Origin of the sequence: Natronorubrum sp. A-ect3, assembly GCF_041821125.1 — an archaeon.
Lineage (GTDB): Archaea > Halobacteriota > Halobacteria > Halobacteriales > Natrialbaceae > Natronorubrum > Natronorubrum bangense.
On record NZ_JBGUBB010000003.1, the window covers coordinates 331,409 to 347,116 of the forward strand.

The 15,708-nt window shown below is 52.9% G+C and carries 19 protein-coding genes; 11 read left to right on the top strand and 8 right to left on the bottom strand.

Annotated elements, in window-relative coordinates:
• Positions 1 to 11: 11 nt before the first annotated feature.
• Entirely contained in the window at positions 12 to 275 is a 264-nt protein-coding gene (locus tag ACERJA_RS13525; protein WP_373608790.1) for a hypothetical protein, read from the bottom strand.
• Between the two features lie 1,075 nt (positions 276 to 1,350).
• On the opposite strand from ACERJA_RS13525, the gene ACERJA_RS13530 reads away from it, so the two are divergent.
• Positions 1,351 to 2,589 (top strand): hypothetical protein, encoded by a 1,239-nt coding sequence (locus ACERJA_RS13530; protein ID WP_373608791.1) that lies wholly within the window; start codon positions 1,351 to 1,353, stop codon positions 2,587 to 2,589.
• A gap of 134 nt (positions 2,590 to 2,723) precedes the next feature.
• Here the strand turns inward: ACERJA_RS13530 and ACERJA_RS13535 are convergent, their stop codons facing one another.
• The 4 genes from ACERJA_RS13535 to ACERJA_RS13550 form a co-directional block, all read right to left on the bottom strand.
• Complete coding sequence (locus tag ACERJA_RS13535; protein ID WP_373608792.1) at positions 2,724 to 2,930, bottom strand: hypothetical protein; 207 nt, start codon at positions 2,928 to 2,930, stop codon at positions 2,724 to 2,726.
• A 93-nt stretch (positions 2,931 to 3,023) separates the two neighbouring features.
• Positions 3,024 to 3,842, bottom strand: coding sequence for a hypothetical protein (locus ACERJA_RS13540; RefSeq protein ID WP_373608793.1), 819 nt, complete (start codon positions 3,840 to 3,842; stop codon positions 3,024 to 3,026).
• Positions 3,843 to 3,970: 128 nt separating this feature from the next.
• A complete protein-coding gene (locus ACERJA_RS13545) occupies positions 3,971 to 4,798 on the bottom strand; it encodes a hypothetical protein (RefSeq protein ID WP_373608794.1) in 828 nt (275 codons plus the stop codon).
• Between the two features lie 311 nt (positions 4,799 to 5,109).
• Positions 5,110 to 5,400 (bottom strand): hypothetical protein, encoded by a 291-nt coding sequence (locus ACERJA_RS13550; RefSeq protein ID WP_373608795.1) that lies wholly within the window; start codon positions 5,398 to 5,400, stop codon positions 5,110 to 5,112.
• A gap of 783 nt (positions 5,401 to 6,183) precedes the next feature.
• On the opposite strand from ACERJA_RS13550, the gene ACERJA_RS13555 reads away from it, so the two are divergent.
• Complete coding sequence (locus ACERJA_RS13555; protein ID WP_373608796.1) at positions 6,184 to 6,906, top strand: helix-turn-helix domain-containing protein; 723 nt, start codon at positions 6,184 to 6,186, stop codon at positions 6,904 to 6,906.
• Between the two features lie 9 nt (positions 6,907 to 6,915).
• Complete coding sequence (locus ACERJA_RS13560) at positions 6,916 to 7,446, top strand: hypothetical protein (protein ID WP_373608797.1); 531 nt, start codon at positions 6,916 to 6,918, stop codon at positions 7,444 to 7,446.
• 13 nt (positions 7,447 to 7,459) lie between these two features.
• Here ACERJA_RS13560 and ACERJA_RS13565 read toward each other — a convergent pair whose 3' ends face one another.
• The 3 genes from ACERJA_RS13565 to ACERJA_RS13575 all read right to left on the bottom strand — a co-directional run bounded on the left by ACERJA_RS13565 (position 7,460) and on the right by ACERJA_RS13575 (position 9,268).
• Positions 7,460 to 7,735 carry a DUF3006 domain-containing protein gene (locus tag ACERJA_RS13565; RefSeq protein ID WP_373608798.1) on the bottom strand — a complete coding sequence of 92 codons (276 nt, stop codon included), beginning with the start codon at positions 7,733 to 7,735 and terminating at the stop codon, positions 7,460 to 7,462.
• Positions 7,735 to 8,862 (bottom strand): MBL fold metallo-hydrolase, encoded by a 1,128-nt coding sequence (locus ACERJA_RS13570; protein WP_373608799.1) that lies wholly within the window; start codon positions 8,860 to 8,862, stop codon positions 7,735 to 7,737. The genes ACERJA_RS13565 and ACERJA_RS13570 overlap by 1 nt, the downstream gene beginning before the upstream one ends.
• Before the next feature lie 100 nt (positions 8,863 to 8,962).
• Positions 8,963 to 9,268, bottom strand: a complete 306-nt coding sequence (locus ACERJA_RS13575) for an ArsR family transcriptional regulator (RefSeq protein WP_373608800.1) — start codon at positions 9,266 to 9,268, stop codon at positions 8,963 to 8,965.
• Between the two features lie 608 nt (positions 9,269 to 9,876).
• On the opposite strand from ACERJA_RS13575, the gene ACERJA_RS13580 reads away from it, so the two are divergent.
• From ACERJA_RS13580 to ACERJA_RS13615, 8 genes are all read left to right on the top strand, one after another.
• A complete protein-coding gene (locus ACERJA_RS13580; RefSeq protein WP_373608801.1) occupies positions 9,877 to 10,725 on the top strand; it encodes a DNA-binding protein in 849 nt (282 codons plus the stop codon).
• A 251-nt stretch (positions 10,726 to 10,976) separates the two neighbouring features.
• Positions 10,977 to 11,267, top strand: a complete 291-nt coding sequence (locus ACERJA_RS13585) for a hypothetical protein (protein ID WP_373608802.1) — start codon at positions 10,977 to 10,979, stop codon at positions 11,265 to 11,267.
• The gene (locus tag ACERJA_RS13590) at positions 11,267 to 11,596 is read left to right on the top strand and encodes a hypothetical protein (protein WP_373608803.1); all 330 of its coding nucleotides are present in this window, start codon (positions 11,267 to 11,269) and stop codon (positions 11,594 to 11,596) included. Before ACERJA_RS13585 ends, ACERJA_RS13590 begins: the two co-directional genes overlap by 1 nt.
• A 167-nt stretch (positions 11,597 to 11,763) precedes the next feature.
• On the top strand, positions 11,764 to 12,330 hold the full coding sequence (locus ACERJA_RS13595) for a hypothetical protein (protein ID WP_373608804.1): 567 nt from the start codon (positions 11,764 to 11,766) through the stop codon (positions 12,328 to 12,330).
• Entirely contained in the window at positions 12,323 to 12,769 is a 447-nt protein-coding gene (locus ACERJA_RS13600; RefSeq protein ID WP_373608805.1) for a hypothetical protein, read from the top strand. The genes ACERJA_RS13595 and ACERJA_RS13600 overlap by 8 nt, the downstream gene beginning before the upstream one ends.
• A gap of 130 nt (positions 12,770 to 12,899) precedes the next feature.
• Positions 12,900 to 13,256 (top strand): hypothetical protein, encoded by a 357-nt coding sequence (locus ACERJA_RS13605; protein WP_076610457.1) that lies wholly within the window; start codon positions 12,900 to 12,902, stop codon positions 13,254 to 13,256.
• A gap of 9 nt (positions 13,257 to 13,265) precedes the next feature.
• Entirely contained in the window at positions 13,266 to 13,595 is a 330-nt protein-coding gene (locus tag ACERJA_RS13610) for a hypothetical protein (protein ID WP_373608806.1), read from the top strand.
• Between the two features lie 823 nt (positions 13,596 to 14,418).
• Positions 14,419 to 15,303: a hypothetical protein gene (locus tag ACERJA_RS13615; RefSeq protein ID WP_373608807.1), complete on the top strand. Its 885-nt coding sequence runs from the start codon at positions 14,419 to 14,421 to the stop codon at positions 15,301 to 15,303.
• Positions 15,304 to 15,708 lie beyond the last annotated feature (405 nt).

Consider the following 15,708-nt stretch of genomic DNA (forward strand, 5'->3'; position numbering starts at 1 on the left):
ACCGCTGACACTTATACGAAAATATGAAGTAGTGCTCCGACTGAGCAAAGTATCGCACTAATAGCAGCAATTTCAATACTCTGCCATTCTGTAAGTTCCGAGGACTCTTTTATAAAGAGAGCATATCCAGCCTGAGCAAGAATAGCAAGAGCACCGACAGCCATCAGTGAAGTTCCGAGACTGATTCCCTGCAAGAGAATCTCGCTAAATCCTACGAATCCAACACTAAGGCCAATAATTCCCATTAAGAGATGATAGAGAGTCCACTGGTTCATATGACTTCTATTTGAGACAAAGTATAAACACCTATTCAATATTTCTCTGTTAGGTTCGTACGTGTAGTGTGCGGATAGTTCGCTAATTTCGGTGTGAAAGAAATGGATCGTCGTGCTGCACTCATCCTCTGAATGTTGCAAGCCACTTCTGATGACCTTCAGAAAATTTGGCAGTGATACTGACATGTGAGTTCCCTGTACCGCCCTTTCCCAAGCCTATGCAAGTCATTATATTACACACTAACCAGGATATAGATCTCGTTTTCACTTGTACAATTCTCAATCATGTGGCATTTTCTAACCCTTGATTCTCATAGTACTATTACCATATTTTCTATATATTGGGTGAGAGAGACGAGTCGATGTGCTTAGGGTCCCGTCATGCTCTTTCCAGCCACTGTATTGCTCGATATCGGTAGATGAAGTGGATTCCCAGCAGTAACAGCATAGGTGCCGTCATTTGTGGTTATTTTGTAGTGACCGGTTTCAGTCTCGTTCTGATCTCTATTCTTTCGATTTTAAGAGTCTTACCGCCCCGTCGGGTACAATCCCTGGTTTAGACTCAAATCCAAATTTCGTCGAGCTCCTTAGTACGCTCTAAGAAGTGCCCGACGGGGCTATTAGTCGATCTGAGCCTGTTTTAGCCTGTTCTGCACCTCCAAAATCGTCCAAAGAAAGGCTAGGGTACGACGGTGCAAACGCCGCTGGCTCTCTCTAACCGATGGGCTATCAAACGATGAGAATCCGAACTCAAAATATCAGAATCCACTCATAGAATTGTGATGCGATTTGCGGCGGTGTTCGTTGGTTGTTTTCATCACAGAGTCACAACTCAAGACTAGCAAAATACTCAAACCGTTGGGGAAAACTGTTCAGTGAAAAAGAACTAGGAGACTCCTGTTGGAACCAGTGATGGCCGATGGATTGAGGAGGACCCGCGCCGCTGTGTGACACCTCGAGTGCCTCTCCTTCTCTACTACAATCATCTCGAGAACGGTTTGTTGGACTGGAAAACAGCGCCAGTCATCCACTGTAATAGAACGAGCGGTAGCGAGGGATGCTGGCTATTGTACCTATGATTGAGCAGACAATGTTACCGACAGAGATGTGCGTTCGCGAGCAGTGGATCTGCTGGCGAGAAGAGAACCGAAACGGTGACCCGACGAAGATTCCAGTTGATCCGGAGACCGGCGACTTTGCATCGTCGACGGATGACCGTACGTGGAGTGATCTCGAGACGGCTCTCGAGTATGCATCTACTGGTAGAGCAGATGGAATCGGATTCGTGTTCACGCGGACGGATCCACTCGTCGGCATCGACCTGGATAAGTGCCGAGATCCAGAGACTGGGAGACCAGATCCGGAAGCAAAGAGGATCGTCCAGCAACTCGAGTCCTATACGGAAGTCTCTCCATCTGGTACGGGCTATCACGTCATCATTCATGGCGACTTCCCCGGCGGGCGAAACCGGCGTGGCGGTGTCGAGATGTACGATCAGTCTCGCTTTTTCACTGTGACTGCAGACCACGTCGACGGGACACCGATGTCGATCAACGAACGCCAGGACGCCCTCAAGGCAGTTCACGAGGAGTTCGTCGCTGAAGACGATACCGACGACGGTATCGACGCTACTACTGGCGGTCGACGTGATGACTCGGGTCAGAACCAGACCCTCGGCCTCGAGGACGAGGAACTGCTCGAGAAAGCTCGCTCGGCGGGCAACGGGGAAAAATTCGACCGGCTGTGGCGGGGGAACACCAGTGGATACGACAGTCAGTCAGAAGCCGATATGGCACTGTGCTGTCTGCTGGCGTTCTGGACCGGTGGAAACCGGCTGCAGATGGATCGTCTGTTTCGACAGTCAGGGCTTATCCGAGGGAAATGGGACGACGTTCACCACGCCGATGGATCGACATACGGAGAGAAGACCCTCGAGCGCGCGATTGCTACGACAGATGACTTCTACGAGCCGACAACATCTACTGTGGAGACGTCAGTGGATGCTGCTGTTACTGACTCCGATACTGCTTCTACTCCCGAGGGTGGTACCGCGGAACCGGGCTCTGTAGGAGGAGATCAAGTGTACCTCGAGGAAAAGAACGGCCTTCTCGAGGCCCGTATCGACGAGTTGGAGCAGATCGTTGCAGATCAACGTGACCAAATCGAACAACTCACAGCAGAGCGTCAGCAGTTGCGATCGATCGTTGAACAGCAGGAGAGCGACCTCGAGGGTACCACTGAGTCACCTTCCGAGAAAGATGAGGGGCCATCATCACTCCGAACACGGATGCAGCGATTGTGGCGTCGAAGCTGATCTGCCAGGTAGTTACCCCACAAGTGAAATCGATAGTTGACTCGTGGGGTAACTCCAAAGGAGAACGTGGCTGTCATGGAATACCTCACAGATTCTCTTTGCATCCCGGTGAACGGTAAGTACAGATGTTCTAATTACCGGCCATAGAGCACGAAAGAGAGAAACAGAAACGTTGCTACAACACCGCCTGCGAAGCCGAGATAGACACCAAACGTTCCAAACACGCGGACAAAAATCATTGCAAAAATCGCACCCACGAGGATGGCACCAATAGTCATCAAAACCCCCGCCTGCCACTCCTCAAACTCGCTCCTTTTAGGCATGAATACGGACATGTCCATCTTGGTAATAAAGTTGTTCAGTTCGCATGTCCACTAATCGGCTATACCAGTACCCGGAGTATCGTACTAAATGAATTTCAATAGTAAAGAATGTCATTTCTTATGGAGATCGGATTCAGGAAGAATCGATTCGTAGAACGAGACGTGATACGTAAACGCCAGCGCCATCGTAATCGTCCCGAGAATTAGTGTAAGAATCCCCCCACTGATGAACATCGTTTCGGAGGCGATTACATACTGACCCGCTTCAGTGATCTCCAGTCCGCCAATGAAGAGTATTCCATACCCAGGGCCGTACCCGACAACAGATATGATGAAGAAAACGAACGTGTATCCCACCACGCTCAACAGATTGTTTCGAACGAGGTCGTAACTATGTTGAAGTGATGAGACGGCCTGTTCTCCATTTACAACTCCTACATCATAGAACTGGAACACCATGTAGACGAGTAAGTATGGAACGAAGAACACGAGAAGGAACAATAGCCCGAGTGCGATAAGCAGTACAAGAGCTGCTTCTTCGATCACCGAACCCAAGGCAACCGCTCCAAACAATCCGATCATCAGGGCGAACGAGATGATAAACGAAACAATCATGATTCCAATTATTACTATCCCAAATAAAACCGTCGCACCGAGCATACTAACGTAGTGCGTCTTGCCCCGTTTGAGGAACGTAGAGAGGGTCGTGCTCCCAGTCCGAGTTTCGACGACCATCCCGAGAAACCCAGCGATAAGGAACGGCCATATAGCCATCCAGGGAAGCCAAATTACGTTCCCAAGAACCGGGTCGATGAAACTCGGGAGGACCATTAATCCGCTAAGGGACGTTAACATAAACGCCCCGACGAACAGTATTGGGTTGCGTTTGAGCCGCCCGATAGCGGTTGACAGGGAACCAAGTACAGACATCTGATTTGTTAATTATATCAAACAGATAATCAATCTACGCATTTCACCTCAGTATTCGTTGATCAAGAGACGTACGTTGGAGAGAATTGTGGGCGTATTGAACCCCGTAGTTGTTCTGGCTATCGACGCTATGACTCAGTGAAACCCGTTGGATCAGTGTCAACTGGTTGCGGGTCTTCGGTCGTCGCGTCTGCATACGCAAGAGCGACAAGTGCGATTGCAAACACCTGGCCGATGCCGGTAAGCAAGTTGCTCACCAGAACCGAGAGAATCTCCGGGAGAATCACCCCAAACGCACTCCCAACGAATCCTAAACCAATGAACGTGCCCAGCAACAGCAACACAAGGCCAAGGGTTCCAGCAATATTGCTGCGAACTACCTGGAAGGAGGAAGCAAATGCTGAGATAAATGACTCGTCATCAATGACAATGGCTGCTGCAAAAAATACGAGGAATATTCCAACCAGAATCCCGGGGATGACCAGGAGAATCAGTCCAATCACGAACAGGATACCGAACGCAATCCACCCAACAAATAGATTGAGTGTCTTCCAGCCAATCCGTGGTGTCTGGATCCCTCCGAGTGAGTCCCGTCTATTTGTGAAGGTGTCAATGGCGACTACAACGATGACGATGGATAAGATGAACGCCAGCAATAAAACAAGAGCGGCTAAACCGGGACTCAATCCGACCGAAAGCGATAACTCGCCAATAACAGTATTGATTTCTTGCTCTGCTGCTTCAAGCTCTTGGAGGTCCTCAGCGGCGACCTGCTCTCTGAACTCGGGATCATTTAGGACTGCAAGAAACCCTTCGAGCATCGCACGAATGAGATCCTGAATGGCTGCGGTCTGGATAATTCCGATTACGGTTAGCACAACGACGAAGATCGCCCCAGCAGAGGTGGTTAATCGCTCAAACGCCTCAGTGATTGCGTCGCCCAGACTGAATTGCATGGTGAGAATAGCACTCTAGAATGTAATAAACGATCTGATACGTAGATGACATAGCAGCGAAAAATCTGGCCCTTGTCTCTGTTGGTGAATGCAGTATATTGTTCGACTGCGCCGAGCAATCTCCAACCCTCGCAGATTGAGCGTGCAACATTCGAACCCTGTATCTTGCAGAGGTTCAACGAGCTACCAAACTGTTGTCAGAAGCGGCTTGCAACATTCAGAGGATCTACGCAGCATGACGATCCTATTTGTTTCACGACGAAGCTAGTGAACAAACTGTTCTGTGGGGATACGGATTGGGTGTAACGGTACTACCACCCAATGAGTCCAAAGTCAATTATAACAGCAGCAAGGAGGACAAGTCCAACTCCACCGATCCGAATGGCATTTGCGAGCGATGTCCGCTCCGACGGAACTGATTCACCGATAGCAAGAACAATAAAAATAACTCCAAGAGTCTCCCAAGCTCCTGTTTCTCTAGTATACATTAAGAAGAAAGAAAGGCCCGCCGCAACTACGAGGATGGCATTATATGGCCATCCTTTTGGCTTCTCAAAGATGTTGGTAATCCATTTCGAGTCGGATACTGTTTTGGAGGTCATTATCTATGGTAGTTGTCATACAGTCTAAAAAGCTATGCAACACTCGCGCATTCCATCTTGCATACCAGTACGAATACTACTCTTATCTGGCAATTTCTTCGTCGATCAGTTCGCATACCTACTCATCGGCTAGTTCACCGAAGTATGGGTTGTAATTAATGTCCTGGGAAGCGTTCTATGACACCGTCAGTGAACAATTGCTCGAATAATTTCGCTGCTCACCAGAACGGTTTCTCATCCCCAAAGGGGTGAGGGGAATCATAGACTCTCCTCATTGACTATGAGTTCTGAACCACCAACACCGAAACCGGGAGTCGGCTACAAGACACCTCGAGAGATAACGACCACGTCACGGGAGACTCGCCAACACCTTTCTGTTCCAAACGACCGTAGCAGAGTCTCGATCGTCTCGTATGTGGAGTGGGTTCTCATCGAACTCACACATGAAAACCTCGCTGCCGAGTACCGGTCGTCACATCTCTGGGGCACCAGACGCACACAGTATACCGCAGAGAACCCTCGAGGAGAGGTCTTCTCAAAGCATCACTACGATGCTCGAGTTGGGTGGCATACCGAGACACTCGGTCGGGAGGAACTTCGAACAGAGCTCGTGAACAGGTTGGCACGGTCTCGTCCAGAGACATCAGATCCGGATCTCGATGCAACGTGTCGATGTGACCGTTTCGTGCTCAAACCGATCAGATAACTTCGCTAACAGCAGAGTTCGAATTGATATCCAAGAGTAGAAAAAACTCAAGAAGAGTCGGCAGTAGTCTGAAGTACATGGACTTCGAACAAACAGGTATGGATGATACGAATCGCATTCGTCCTGACGGTGGGATCGACGTCTTAGATCCACCACCGACGGACATCATGGACGAAGAGACGCTCGAGCCAGCGAGGCTTGCTCAGAACGCGCCCAGACTCGAAACAGTCGTTCAACTCCTCAATCAGCCGGCGTTGGCACGTGTATACGTCTACGTCTGCTACTGGGGCCCGGTTTCGCCGCCGGAGATCATGGACAACCTCGAGCTATCGAAATCGACGACCTACGAGTATATCGATCAGCTCGTCGACCTCGGTCTCGTTGATCGAGATGACTCGACACGTCCGCAGCAATTGACAGCAGACCCGATCATCATTGTCGAGCAGTACGTCCCCATTGTTATCACGCCGACGGTCTTGCACGCACTTGCGATGCAGGAAGTTGACGAGGATGTCGAGTACTTCATGGATCGCTACGGTGCTGGCAAACTCATCGCTGCGCTGCGAGGTGCAGGATTACACTTCGCAGGGAAGACGACCCAACGGATGGTCGCCACCGATATCGACGTTCGCGAGACCGAAGCAATGATGATCATCTACGCGCTCGAGCCAGCGCTGACTGTGGGCCGAACCCACGATCCGTTCTTCGAGCATCTGTTTCCGGATGTCCACGACCAAATGGACCTTCCTTCTCTTGACGAGGTAGATGGTTCCCCCGAAGAGTCAGATTCCCACGAGTGAGGACGTTGGATGAGTCGAGACAATCTACTCTCTTCCGAACAAGACGTCCTCGTCGACGCAAACGTCTTCTTTGCGATCGGTCCCCCCTCGAATCCGAAATACGCACGGTTTCGGAGTGCTGTCCGGAACGCTGGTGTTGTGTGCAAGCTCCCGCAGCGTGTTATTGGGGAGCTCGGCGGGTCGAAGACGGATCGCGTCCAGGCGGCTCTTGACGAAGGATGGGCCGAAATCATCGATGCACCATCGCCGACAGATGGGGATGCTGTTGCAGCAAGTGATATCGCCACGAGAACGATCGCGAACGAAACCGGCAAGCCTGAACACGAGGTCGAAAAAACAGATGCAATCCTCGCGGGACTGGCCATCCAGTACGTCAGAGACCGCTCGACAGCAGGCGTGGTCGTACTGACCGATGATAAGCCAGCTCGAAAAGGAATCGAAAATGCAGTCACCGCACAGGGCTATACTGATGTAATCTCCGTCTACGGTCTAGCAGATATCATTGGAGACGATTCCAGTGACTCAATGCGATTGATCTGAGTATCGCAACGACTCAGTTTCTCTCGGACAATTCCGTCGAGAGACGATTGAGGCGCTCCTGTGCAGACTCTTTGCGAGACTGTGTGACTTCAGGAAGGTATTCGGCTTCGCAGAGTTCGCCTGCTTCGACAGCAATCTCGAGAACTGCCCCTTCGTGCTGAGCCTCCGGTGGCAACGTCGTTACGTCGACGTCGAGTTGGTCGACGGTCTCGTCGTCCTCTTCGAGCAAGAGCACCGCTGTCTGTCCGTCGACGATCCGATCGAGCGTCGCAGTGTGGGTTTCGGTCATTAGCCTGCCAATGGCGCCGTAGGCACGTCAATCGGGTGGCTGAACGTCGCTTGAGTGTCGTCATCAGCTGACTTCTCCTTGAGGAGATCGCCAGCATCAGTCGAGAACTCGTGTTCCGTCTTGAGTTCGACATCGTTCCCGTCAGTCGTGAGGATGACGTCGCCGTGGACGGCGGTCCAGTACGTCTCGATATCCCGATCGGCGAAGTCCTCGAGAACCTCATCGTGTGGGTGGCCGTACTGGGAGTCGTACGCACTCGAGATAATCGCCACGTCCGGTGTCACCTGGTCCATGAACGGCGTTGTCGAGGACGTCGTCGAACCGTGATGGCCCGCCTGATACGCGTCTGCCTCGAGTCGATCACCGTGTTCGTCAACCATCCGCTCTTCAGCGTCGGCTTCCGCATCGCCAGTCGTGAGATAAGAGAATTCACCGAACTCGATGGAGAGTGTTACACTGTTGTAGTGAAGGTCTGATCCCGAGTCTCCTTCAGGCGGGTTGAGGACGTCGACACTTGCGTCGCCGAACTCGATGTGATCGCCGTCTTCGACGATCAGCAGTTCGACGTCGTGGTCTTCGATGGCGTCGAGATATCGCTCGTACGTCTGGCTTGTGGCCGCCACGCCGGAGTCGTAGGCTGTGCCGATGCCATCACGTTCGGTTTCGTAGTGTTCGATAATCGCATCGTGGCCGCCGATGTGGTCTGCATGTGCGTGTGTTGCGACGAGATGGTCGATTCGGTCGACGTCTTGGTCCTCGAGGTACTCGATCACGCCGGCTCCTGCTTGGGGCCAGTCACCGGAGTCGATCAGCATCGTCTCACCGGAGGGTTCGATCAAGAGCGTGGCATCAGCCTGGCCGACGTCGATGTGGTGGATCTCGAGGTCTCCGTCGACATCGGGACCATCACCTGAGTCGGGTTCATCGGCTTCGCTTTCGTCGGTCTCTTCTGGATCGGTTTCGTCCTCATCGGCTGTGGTATCGTCTTCAGCACTATTCGAATCGATATCTTCGAGGTCATCATCTGTTTCTACTGTCGGCTCACCGTTATCCGTCCCAGTCCCATCAGCACAGCCCGCAAGAACGAGCATTGCTGCGACGAGGACTACCAAGAGAAGTCGCTTCACTACCTGTGTGATTCGGTTACCGACACATGATCGTTCGGTATTCCATGATAGCGTGTCATAGAATTGTTCACAACGATCAGTAGAGTTGCGGACTGAGCACTTACAGCCAGTCGTCTGGCAGCTCATCGGCGTGATTTCGCATCAGCTCAAGGAGTGGACGGATTTCATCGAACCTCGGCCCCTTCACCACTTCACCAGCGTCTCTATTCCAGCGAATGAACCCCGTCTCTTCCAATGAAGGGAGATGTACATGGTTGAAATCTATCTGAAGAGCCTCTAACGACTTTTCCCCCTCGTGAACGTCCTCTGGCACATCTACGTTATCCCGTTGTGGATTATGGTCGAGTAAGGCGATGAGCAGTCTACGACGGTGGATGTTCGATAATGCCTTGAAATACTCGTCCATAGTCTCTATTATTGAGGTACTTGCGTATATGTGCTATGTATCAACACATTTCATCCCTTTGGACTGATTATTTTTGAAGCCCGTGAGAAGCCTTCTATGACACTTTCTATTCCATGAGGCAAAGCAGAGATATAGACGTTGAAAACCCCTGACGCACTCGAGTCCCGCGACTCGCTGCGCGCCTCACTCCGTTTCGGTGCTTGCATCGTCGGGGTTCCCCGAGTGCGTCAGCCCCTTTCAATCCCACCCACGTGGACTACTCGCTGGCTGTCGAAGGTGGTTGTTCCCTCCTCAAAGACGGCACGTCCCGCTCGCCGCTTCCGCCCTCCACTCACTCTCGCTCTTCGGATACCAGTATTAAGCGCGCTTTCGGTCTTCGCTGCCGCTCAGACACGTAAACGGCTTAAAACTGGCTGCTCGATCCGGTTGAAGCGCCGCGCGTTACTGGTTGAATCGGTCATCGGCGCGTCTCGCTCGCGCCCTGACGGGCGCTTACGAAGGCGCGAGCGAGACGCATGTGATGGATGAGTTGGACAGCGAGAGAGCCAAGGCTGGAGAGTCGTGGTGTCGGGAAAGACGCCGAGTGAGCGCCTTTGGAAACAAATCCAATGTCTAGTAAGAAGTCAGTTAGTAAGGTCGTTTCGGTCGATGAACAAGCATACGAGCAGGAAGCGGGTCGAGCGGAGCACGAGGACGTCGTCGACGAGACTCCAGAGTTCCGGGCCACGGTGGAGATGGAGATTCAGGCGAAGGTGGATGCAAACCATCCAGACGGGATCGTCGACACGAGCAAAGATCGGATCTACGGCGTGACCCTGGCCCAGGAAGAGCGCATTCGGGCCAGAGAGGAAGAACTCGAGCGAATCAGTGTACAGGCAGCATTCGGACGACAGGAGGGACGAGCAGAACGAACGAGAGCGGTGGTTGAGCAGGCACGTCGTAGTCAGCGGCCGGTCACGGAAGTCGATCCTCGAGAGAAACTTGGACGAGCGACGTTGGGCCAGGTCAATCGGCAGGCACAGCGGTTGGCCGAAGACGTCAACGGTGGGTACACGCGAGCGGTCATCGCGAAGCGGATCGCCAGTCGGGTGCTCGAGGGTGAAGCGATGTTCGAGGCGGTGATGGATACGAAAGAAGAGATGCAGCATGAGGCAGGGACGATTGTGCCGATTGGAAGACTCGAGTCAATTAGGAGAGGCGAGGTCAGCGTGGAAGGGCGCGTGATCGAACTGTGGGTGCCCTCGAGTCCGAGTATCCAACAGGTTGGGTTGCTTGAAGACGAAACTGGTCGAACGAAGTTCACGATCTGGACGAAGAGCAGGCAGACGAAGGTGCGGGAAGGTGAACTGGTGCGGTTCAGGGCGGCGGCGAAGAACTGGTACAATGGACGATGCTCGATCGCGTTGACTCACTGGTCGGAAATCGTGTTCCCAGAACGCGGTCAGTGGTGGGAGTAGGCGACAACGGCTCTTTTTTGTTGATGCCCGATCACCCACTACCCGCCTCCCCACCCACCTCCACGTTCCGGGCAGTTCACGGCTGAAAGCCGTTTCACTGCCGGGCTTTCGCTGAGTCTGCCCGTTCTGGACGTTTGTCGGCTCCAGTACGCATCACCTAGTGTCTTCGACTCGACCGTGCTTCCAGCAGTAAGTTTATTGGCGCCGTGAGGCACGAGGCGCACTCAATAGTGTGCCACCATTGATTGACAATGACTGATCCGAATCCGATTGACGACACTACAGACGATTACAGACGATTCGAAGCCAGACTCGTTGCCCATGATCGGGATGCAACTCATGCCGTGACAGCGGATATCGGCGATACAGCCGCCCGAAAGCTCGCTACTGAACTCATCGATAACGGTGTGGTGACGCCGGTTCCTGGCAAGCGCGTGTTCGTCCACGAGCCAAGTGGAACTGCCTTTGACTCGAGCACTCAGCTTGCTGTTTTCCATCGAGGGTGGACAGCAGCCCGCAACGCTGACAAGGAGGGTGAGTAATGCAGCAGACACTCACTGGCTGTGCGTTCTGCGACGCCCTGCCCGACGCCGAGTCTGGCGAGGCGCATACGTGGGGTCAAGACGAGCGAGTCACCCACTCAATCTGTGTCGACTGCGCTATCCAGGCGGAGCCGGACCCTAACGAGTTCGATCACTGCACCTGTGACGGCTGTGGGCTCGTCGTCGACACGATCGCGGCACTCACGCAGTTCCGCGTTGAACTCGGCCATCTCGAGGGTTCGCTACAGCTGTGTGCGCGATGTAGTCCCGGTGGGCCAGCTACCTACTGGACGCGTGATCTCGAGGAGCACGTCGTGAAGACTGCGTAAGTACTAGATGCGAATGTGAGAACATGCTGGAGATTCCCGTTGAGCAAGAAAATACGTCGATAGTTCTGAACAGAGAACGACGTGACTCGCTGAACGAAGCAGAAATAATTCAGTGTGCGGTAGATATATAGCCGATTGTATCGTTAGTTGGATGTAGGTGAGTACTGATGGACTTAACTGATACTCCCGACGACATTCGTGATTCGACTGAGAATCCACCTGATTTTACCGAATGGGACTCTCCTGAAGAGGTCCTGAAAGGAGGCCCAACGCGAGAACGATTGCTCAGTGTTATTTTACAGCTACGGACCCCAACGAAAGTGTCCAGAATCGCAGAGCAAGCAGACTGCGATACGGAGACTGCAAGAGACTATCTTGAATGGTTCGGTTCAATGGGAATGACACGTAAGATTTCGGGACGACCTGTGAGATACGAACGCAACGAATCCTATCTCCAGTGGCGCAGAGTTGAGCAAATCCAAGACCAATACTCAGAGGCAGAGATCGTCAAAGAACTCAAAGAAACAATGAAACAACTCGAGGAGTATCGTGCCCAGTTCGATGCCGACAGTCCGGAAGACGTGTCTCTCATGGATAGCACCGAGGAAGCGTCGGTCGAAGAAGTGTGGGAAGCACTGAGTGAATGGAAAACGCTCAAACACCGTGCAGAGCTGTTAGATACAGCGCGTCAGAACGGCCATCCCTCGAGTGGCGGTGCCAAAGTCGATGCCTGAACGCCGGCCAGCTGACGACGATACTGTCCCAGAGGTCGGTGGCATCGATACCGACATTCTCGAACAAATTGGGCAGCATCTTGAACGAAGCAACCGCTTTGCAGAGACCATCTTTCAGCCGGAGTACGCACCAAGTTCAGTCGTCGCAGAATACGACATGGGGTACTTTCCAACTGCTATCGAGCGTGCGTATCTCCAGATCCGGTGGTACAAGACAGACGATTTTAACATCCACTACTCTGAACAATACGACGCTGGAGATCACTGGGAGTGTCGGTGGGACCGCCATCCGAACAATCACAATACCCGTTCACATTTTCACCCACCACCGGATGCAACAACTCCGGGGGAAGATGTTGAGTACGAGGAGGATTGGCGAGATGTGATTACGGACGTACTCGGTGATCTAGACGATCGAGTCGAAGCGTTTTGGGAGTGAAAATAAGCGGGACACATGTCGAAAGACGGGTCCCTTCAACCCCAACGCATTCGTTCACCGACAAGGGGTTTAAATAGTATTTAATCTCAGAGCCCGTATCTTGAAAATGATAGCAGTACTCGATATCGGTATGGAATGTCCTGCGTGTGGCGGACCCGTCACGATGGAAGTAGGGCCGAATCAGCCGCTTACAGCATCAGTGGCCGATGCACTGCTTGCTGCCGATGAAAACGAGGAAATCGTCGTCACCCGAAATTGCTGGGCGTGTGGATGGAATGAAGACCGGTCGGTATCCATTGACTCGATCGAGATCACCGAGGGAGAGGCCCACACTATCGAGCGAGCTACACTTCTCGACGACATCATGAGTGAGGCCACGGCGATAGATAATCTCGCAATGCTCGAAGATGCCCTCGCCGAAGTACGCCATCTGCGTCGTCTCGAGACTTCTGTATCTGGATCAGCTGACAATGCCGATGGTGAATAGGTGCTACTTATGACTGATAGCGACGCCCTCTACGACGTTCGTGAACGTACCGGAAATCCCGAACACGCATCGATTGACGAGGTAGTTGAGCTCGTGTTCGAGCGCGCCCAGAATCCTCGAGAGGATCACCAAGATGCTCATTTTGACGTGACGATGGCAACCGTCGTGGACAGATATGGGACAGAACCCGTCCGTACGGTTATCCGTCGCGTTCTCGTCGACCACTATCCGTTTCGTACCGCCACGTCTGATCTCGAGATGCGCAACATCGATGGCGTTCAAATCGGAACGACAGCTGGCTGGTTCCTTGGCGAGCTGAACGCGCAGCAAGGCGACTGAGACGCGTCTCGTGAAAGCCCGCGATCGCCGCTGCGTTTCGGTATCAAACCAATGATCGTCAAGCTAGTATCCCCTTCTTTGGGTGTATCAGGCCCAGCATCAGCTAGATGTTCCAGAATCCGCTCGTCAGCGCGAGATATCCAGTCAGCGTCAAAGCGTACACTCCACTCTGCTTTCGCCGACAGTATCCTATACGCGCTGAGTCAAGTATCGAGTCTACAGATGAGCAAGGCGAGTGCCTCGGGGCTGACCCCGAGGCGGTTCACTGCAAGGTAGGTTTCTGTGACCCACAATGGGTGAGGGGCAGTCAGAGTTACTCATTGCCCCTCGAGAACACCATGACCTTCAGAGAAGTTTACCAGACAGTATTCGACGAAGACGCCCAGTCCAACTCAAGCGCGAATCCGTGTCCCAAGTGCAACGGACGGGTTACCACCAACGTAGTCGAAACCGTGTGTGAAGACTGTGGAAACCTCCTAGAAACGCAACACAGCCAGGTGCAGAGACGAGTTGGTTACGCGTAGATAACATGCTATCATCCAAATTCACACAAGTATTGAAGCAAGACATTTACCGAAGAGACAACAATGCTTTTAACAATGCCAGAATGTGATGGCTGTGGCTCTCATGTCACTGAGAGCTACTACCGGGTTTTCGCTGTTGATGGGAAGCTGCCAGCGTGTATCCATTGTTCCACCAACCGTGACGCTCGAGAAGCAGGACTCCGCGACCAGTAGCTTCTAAGTAATTCTATTGCTAGCTCTTCTCTATCGAACTGGAACCTGCATCGAGACGCAAGATAACACGATCCACTATTCAATCAATGACTGATCGATATTCTGACTTTGAGGAGCTTCGCCCGACCGGTGAAGCGTCAGATGTTCCAGATGAGACACTTAGCGAGTGTAACGACGGTGAACCTGATCGACAGCGGGTTGCGACGGCGACGACTGGATATCCAGACACACCAGCGGAAACGGATACCGAGTGTCGGTCCTGTGGCGCACCGATCCCAGCTGACCAGACGAAATGTCTGTTCTGTCTCACCAACCATCTCGAGGACACTTCCTCCGAGACAGACACGACAGCACCAGAGTGGACACTCCTCGGCGTCGTCCACATGCTGGTCGAGTCGTCGACGTTCTACGGCGCTGTCGCGAAAGGCGGGGCCGCTGCGACGCTCCTTGCCTCGAGTGTGGCGGAATCAACCGTCAACGACTGCACGATCATCTATGATCTCGAGGACGAACCTGCAGCCCAATTGACCGATCAGTGGCCTGTACTACCCGCTGCAGTACGGATCTCGTCCGCTGATGGTGAGCAGCTTTTCGCAGCGGCCCATGATCGAACAGGGTGGACTGACCAATCAGCGGTGGATGGCAACTACGAACCAACAACGTATCTCTACGACGAAGGTGGGACTGGTATTCGCGACGAGCAACGACTTGCGACGCTGCTCGCCAACGCCGGCGATGATGCGTGGCTAGTTCCTGCAATTGCTCTCCAGCAGGCACCTCAAGAACGTGAACCTGAGAACCAAGACAGTACCATTCCAACCAAAGAACGCCTCGAGTGTCTCCAGTGCGGACGTACAACCGATCATCGATTCGGCGATCATGAATCGGTTCCCGACGAAACCTGGACCGGCCACGCAATCTGGGAGTGCCAGGTCTGCGGGGCGCCACGCTACGGGCCGAACCCAGAGTAAATTGCCACGCGTCATGTCTTAACCAACAGACGGCAATGGAGCCGCGTGGATGTTGGTTAATCGAAGCGGTCGTCCGTGCGATCGTGTTCTGTTTGTCTGCGCTGCGATCGGCTGAGTCGCAATCAATGGATCCACGCAACACACCAGATACAGACTGTATCATGCACTCACCCAACTCAACAATCTCGAGGGTGATCAGCTGACTGACGCAGACAGAGACGATCGAGACAGCAACGGCGCTCTTGGAAGAAGTGGGTCTTCTCACTCGACCAGAGCGTCGTGAACCTACTGATACCCACATTAATTACCCTCAAGGAGCGAACGGCGTCAGCCGTGAGCGAGTAGGGTAGTTCACCAGCCATTGTAGCCGGATCGTCCCGAGACAGTCATCGGTAACCCGGATGA

What these genes read in the sequence shown, in the direction of transcription:
- ACERJA_RS13525 (WP_373608790.1), bottom strand. Translation starts at nt 275, where the DNA reads ATGAACCAGTGGACTCTCTATCATCTCTTAATGGGAATTATTGGCCTT.
- ACERJA_RS13530 (WP_373608791.1), top strand. Translation starts at nt 1,351, where the DNA reads ATGATTGAGCAGACAATGTTACCGACAGAGATGTGCGTTCGCGAGCAG.
- ACERJA_RS13535 (WP_373608792.1), bottom strand. Translation starts at nt 2,930, where the DNA reads ATGGACATGTCCGTATTCATGCCTAAAAGGAGCGAGTTTGAGGAGTGG.
- ACERJA_RS13540 (WP_373608793.1), bottom strand. Translation starts at nt 3,842, where the DNA reads ATGTCTGTACTTGGTTCCCTGTCAACCGCTATCGGGCGGCTCAAACGC.
- ACERJA_RS13545 (WP_373608794.1), bottom strand. Translation starts at nt 4,798, where the DNA reads ATGCAATTCAGTCTGGGCGACGCAATCACTGAGGCGTTTGAGCGATTA.
- ACERJA_RS13550 (WP_373608795.1), bottom strand. Translation starts at nt 5,400, where the DNA reads ATGACCTCCAAAACAGTATCCGACTCGAAATGGATTACCAACATCTTT.
- ACERJA_RS13555 (WP_373608796.1), top strand. Translation starts at nt 6,184, where the DNA reads ATGGACTTCGAACAAACAGGTATGGATGATACGAATCGCATTCGTCCT.
- ACERJA_RS13560 (WP_373608797.1), top strand. Translation starts at nt 6,916, where the DNA reads ATGAGTCGAGACAATCTACTCTCTTCCGAACAAGACGTCCTCGTCGAC.
- ACERJA_RS13565 (WP_373608798.1), bottom strand. Translation starts at nt 7,735, where the DNA reads ATGACCGAAACCCACACTGCGACGCTCGATCGGATCGTCGACGGACAG.
- ACERJA_RS13575 (WP_373608800.1), bottom strand. Translation starts at nt 9,268, where the DNA reads ATGGACGAGTATTTCAAGGCATTATCGAACATCCACCGTCGTAGACTG.
- ACERJA_RS13580 (WP_373608801.1), top strand. Translation starts at nt 9,877, where the DNA reads ATGTCTAGTAAGAAGTCAGTTAGTAAGGTCGTTTCGGTCGATGAACAA.
- ACERJA_RS13585 (WP_373608802.1), top strand. Translation starts at nt 10,977, where the DNA reads ATGACTGATCCGAATCCGATTGACGACACTACAGACGATTACAGACGA.
- ACERJA_RS13590 (WP_373608803.1), top strand. Translation starts at nt 11,267, where the DNA reads ATGCAGCAGACACTCACTGGCTGTGCGTTCTGCGACGCCCTGCCCGAC.
- ACERJA_RS13595 (WP_373608804.1), top strand. Translation starts at nt 11,764, where the DNA reads ATGGACTTAACTGATACTCCCGACGACATTCGTGATTCGACTGAGAAT.
- ACERJA_RS13600 (WP_373608805.1), top strand. Translation starts at nt 12,323, where the DNA reads ATGCCTGAACGCCGGCCAGCTGACGACGATACTGTCCCAGAGGTCGGT.
- ACERJA_RS13605 (WP_076610457.1), top strand. Translation starts at nt 12,900, where the DNA reads ATGGAATGTCCTGCGTGTGGCGGACCCGTCACGATGGAAGTAGGGCCG.
- ACERJA_RS13610 (WP_373608806.1), top strand. Translation starts at nt 13,266, where the DNA reads ATGACTGATAGCGACGCCCTCTACGACGTTCGTGAACGTACCGGAAAT.
- ACERJA_RS13615 (WP_373608807.1), top strand. Translation starts at nt 14,419, where the DNA reads ATGACTGATCGATATTCTGACTTTGAGGAGCTTCGCCCGACCGGTGAA.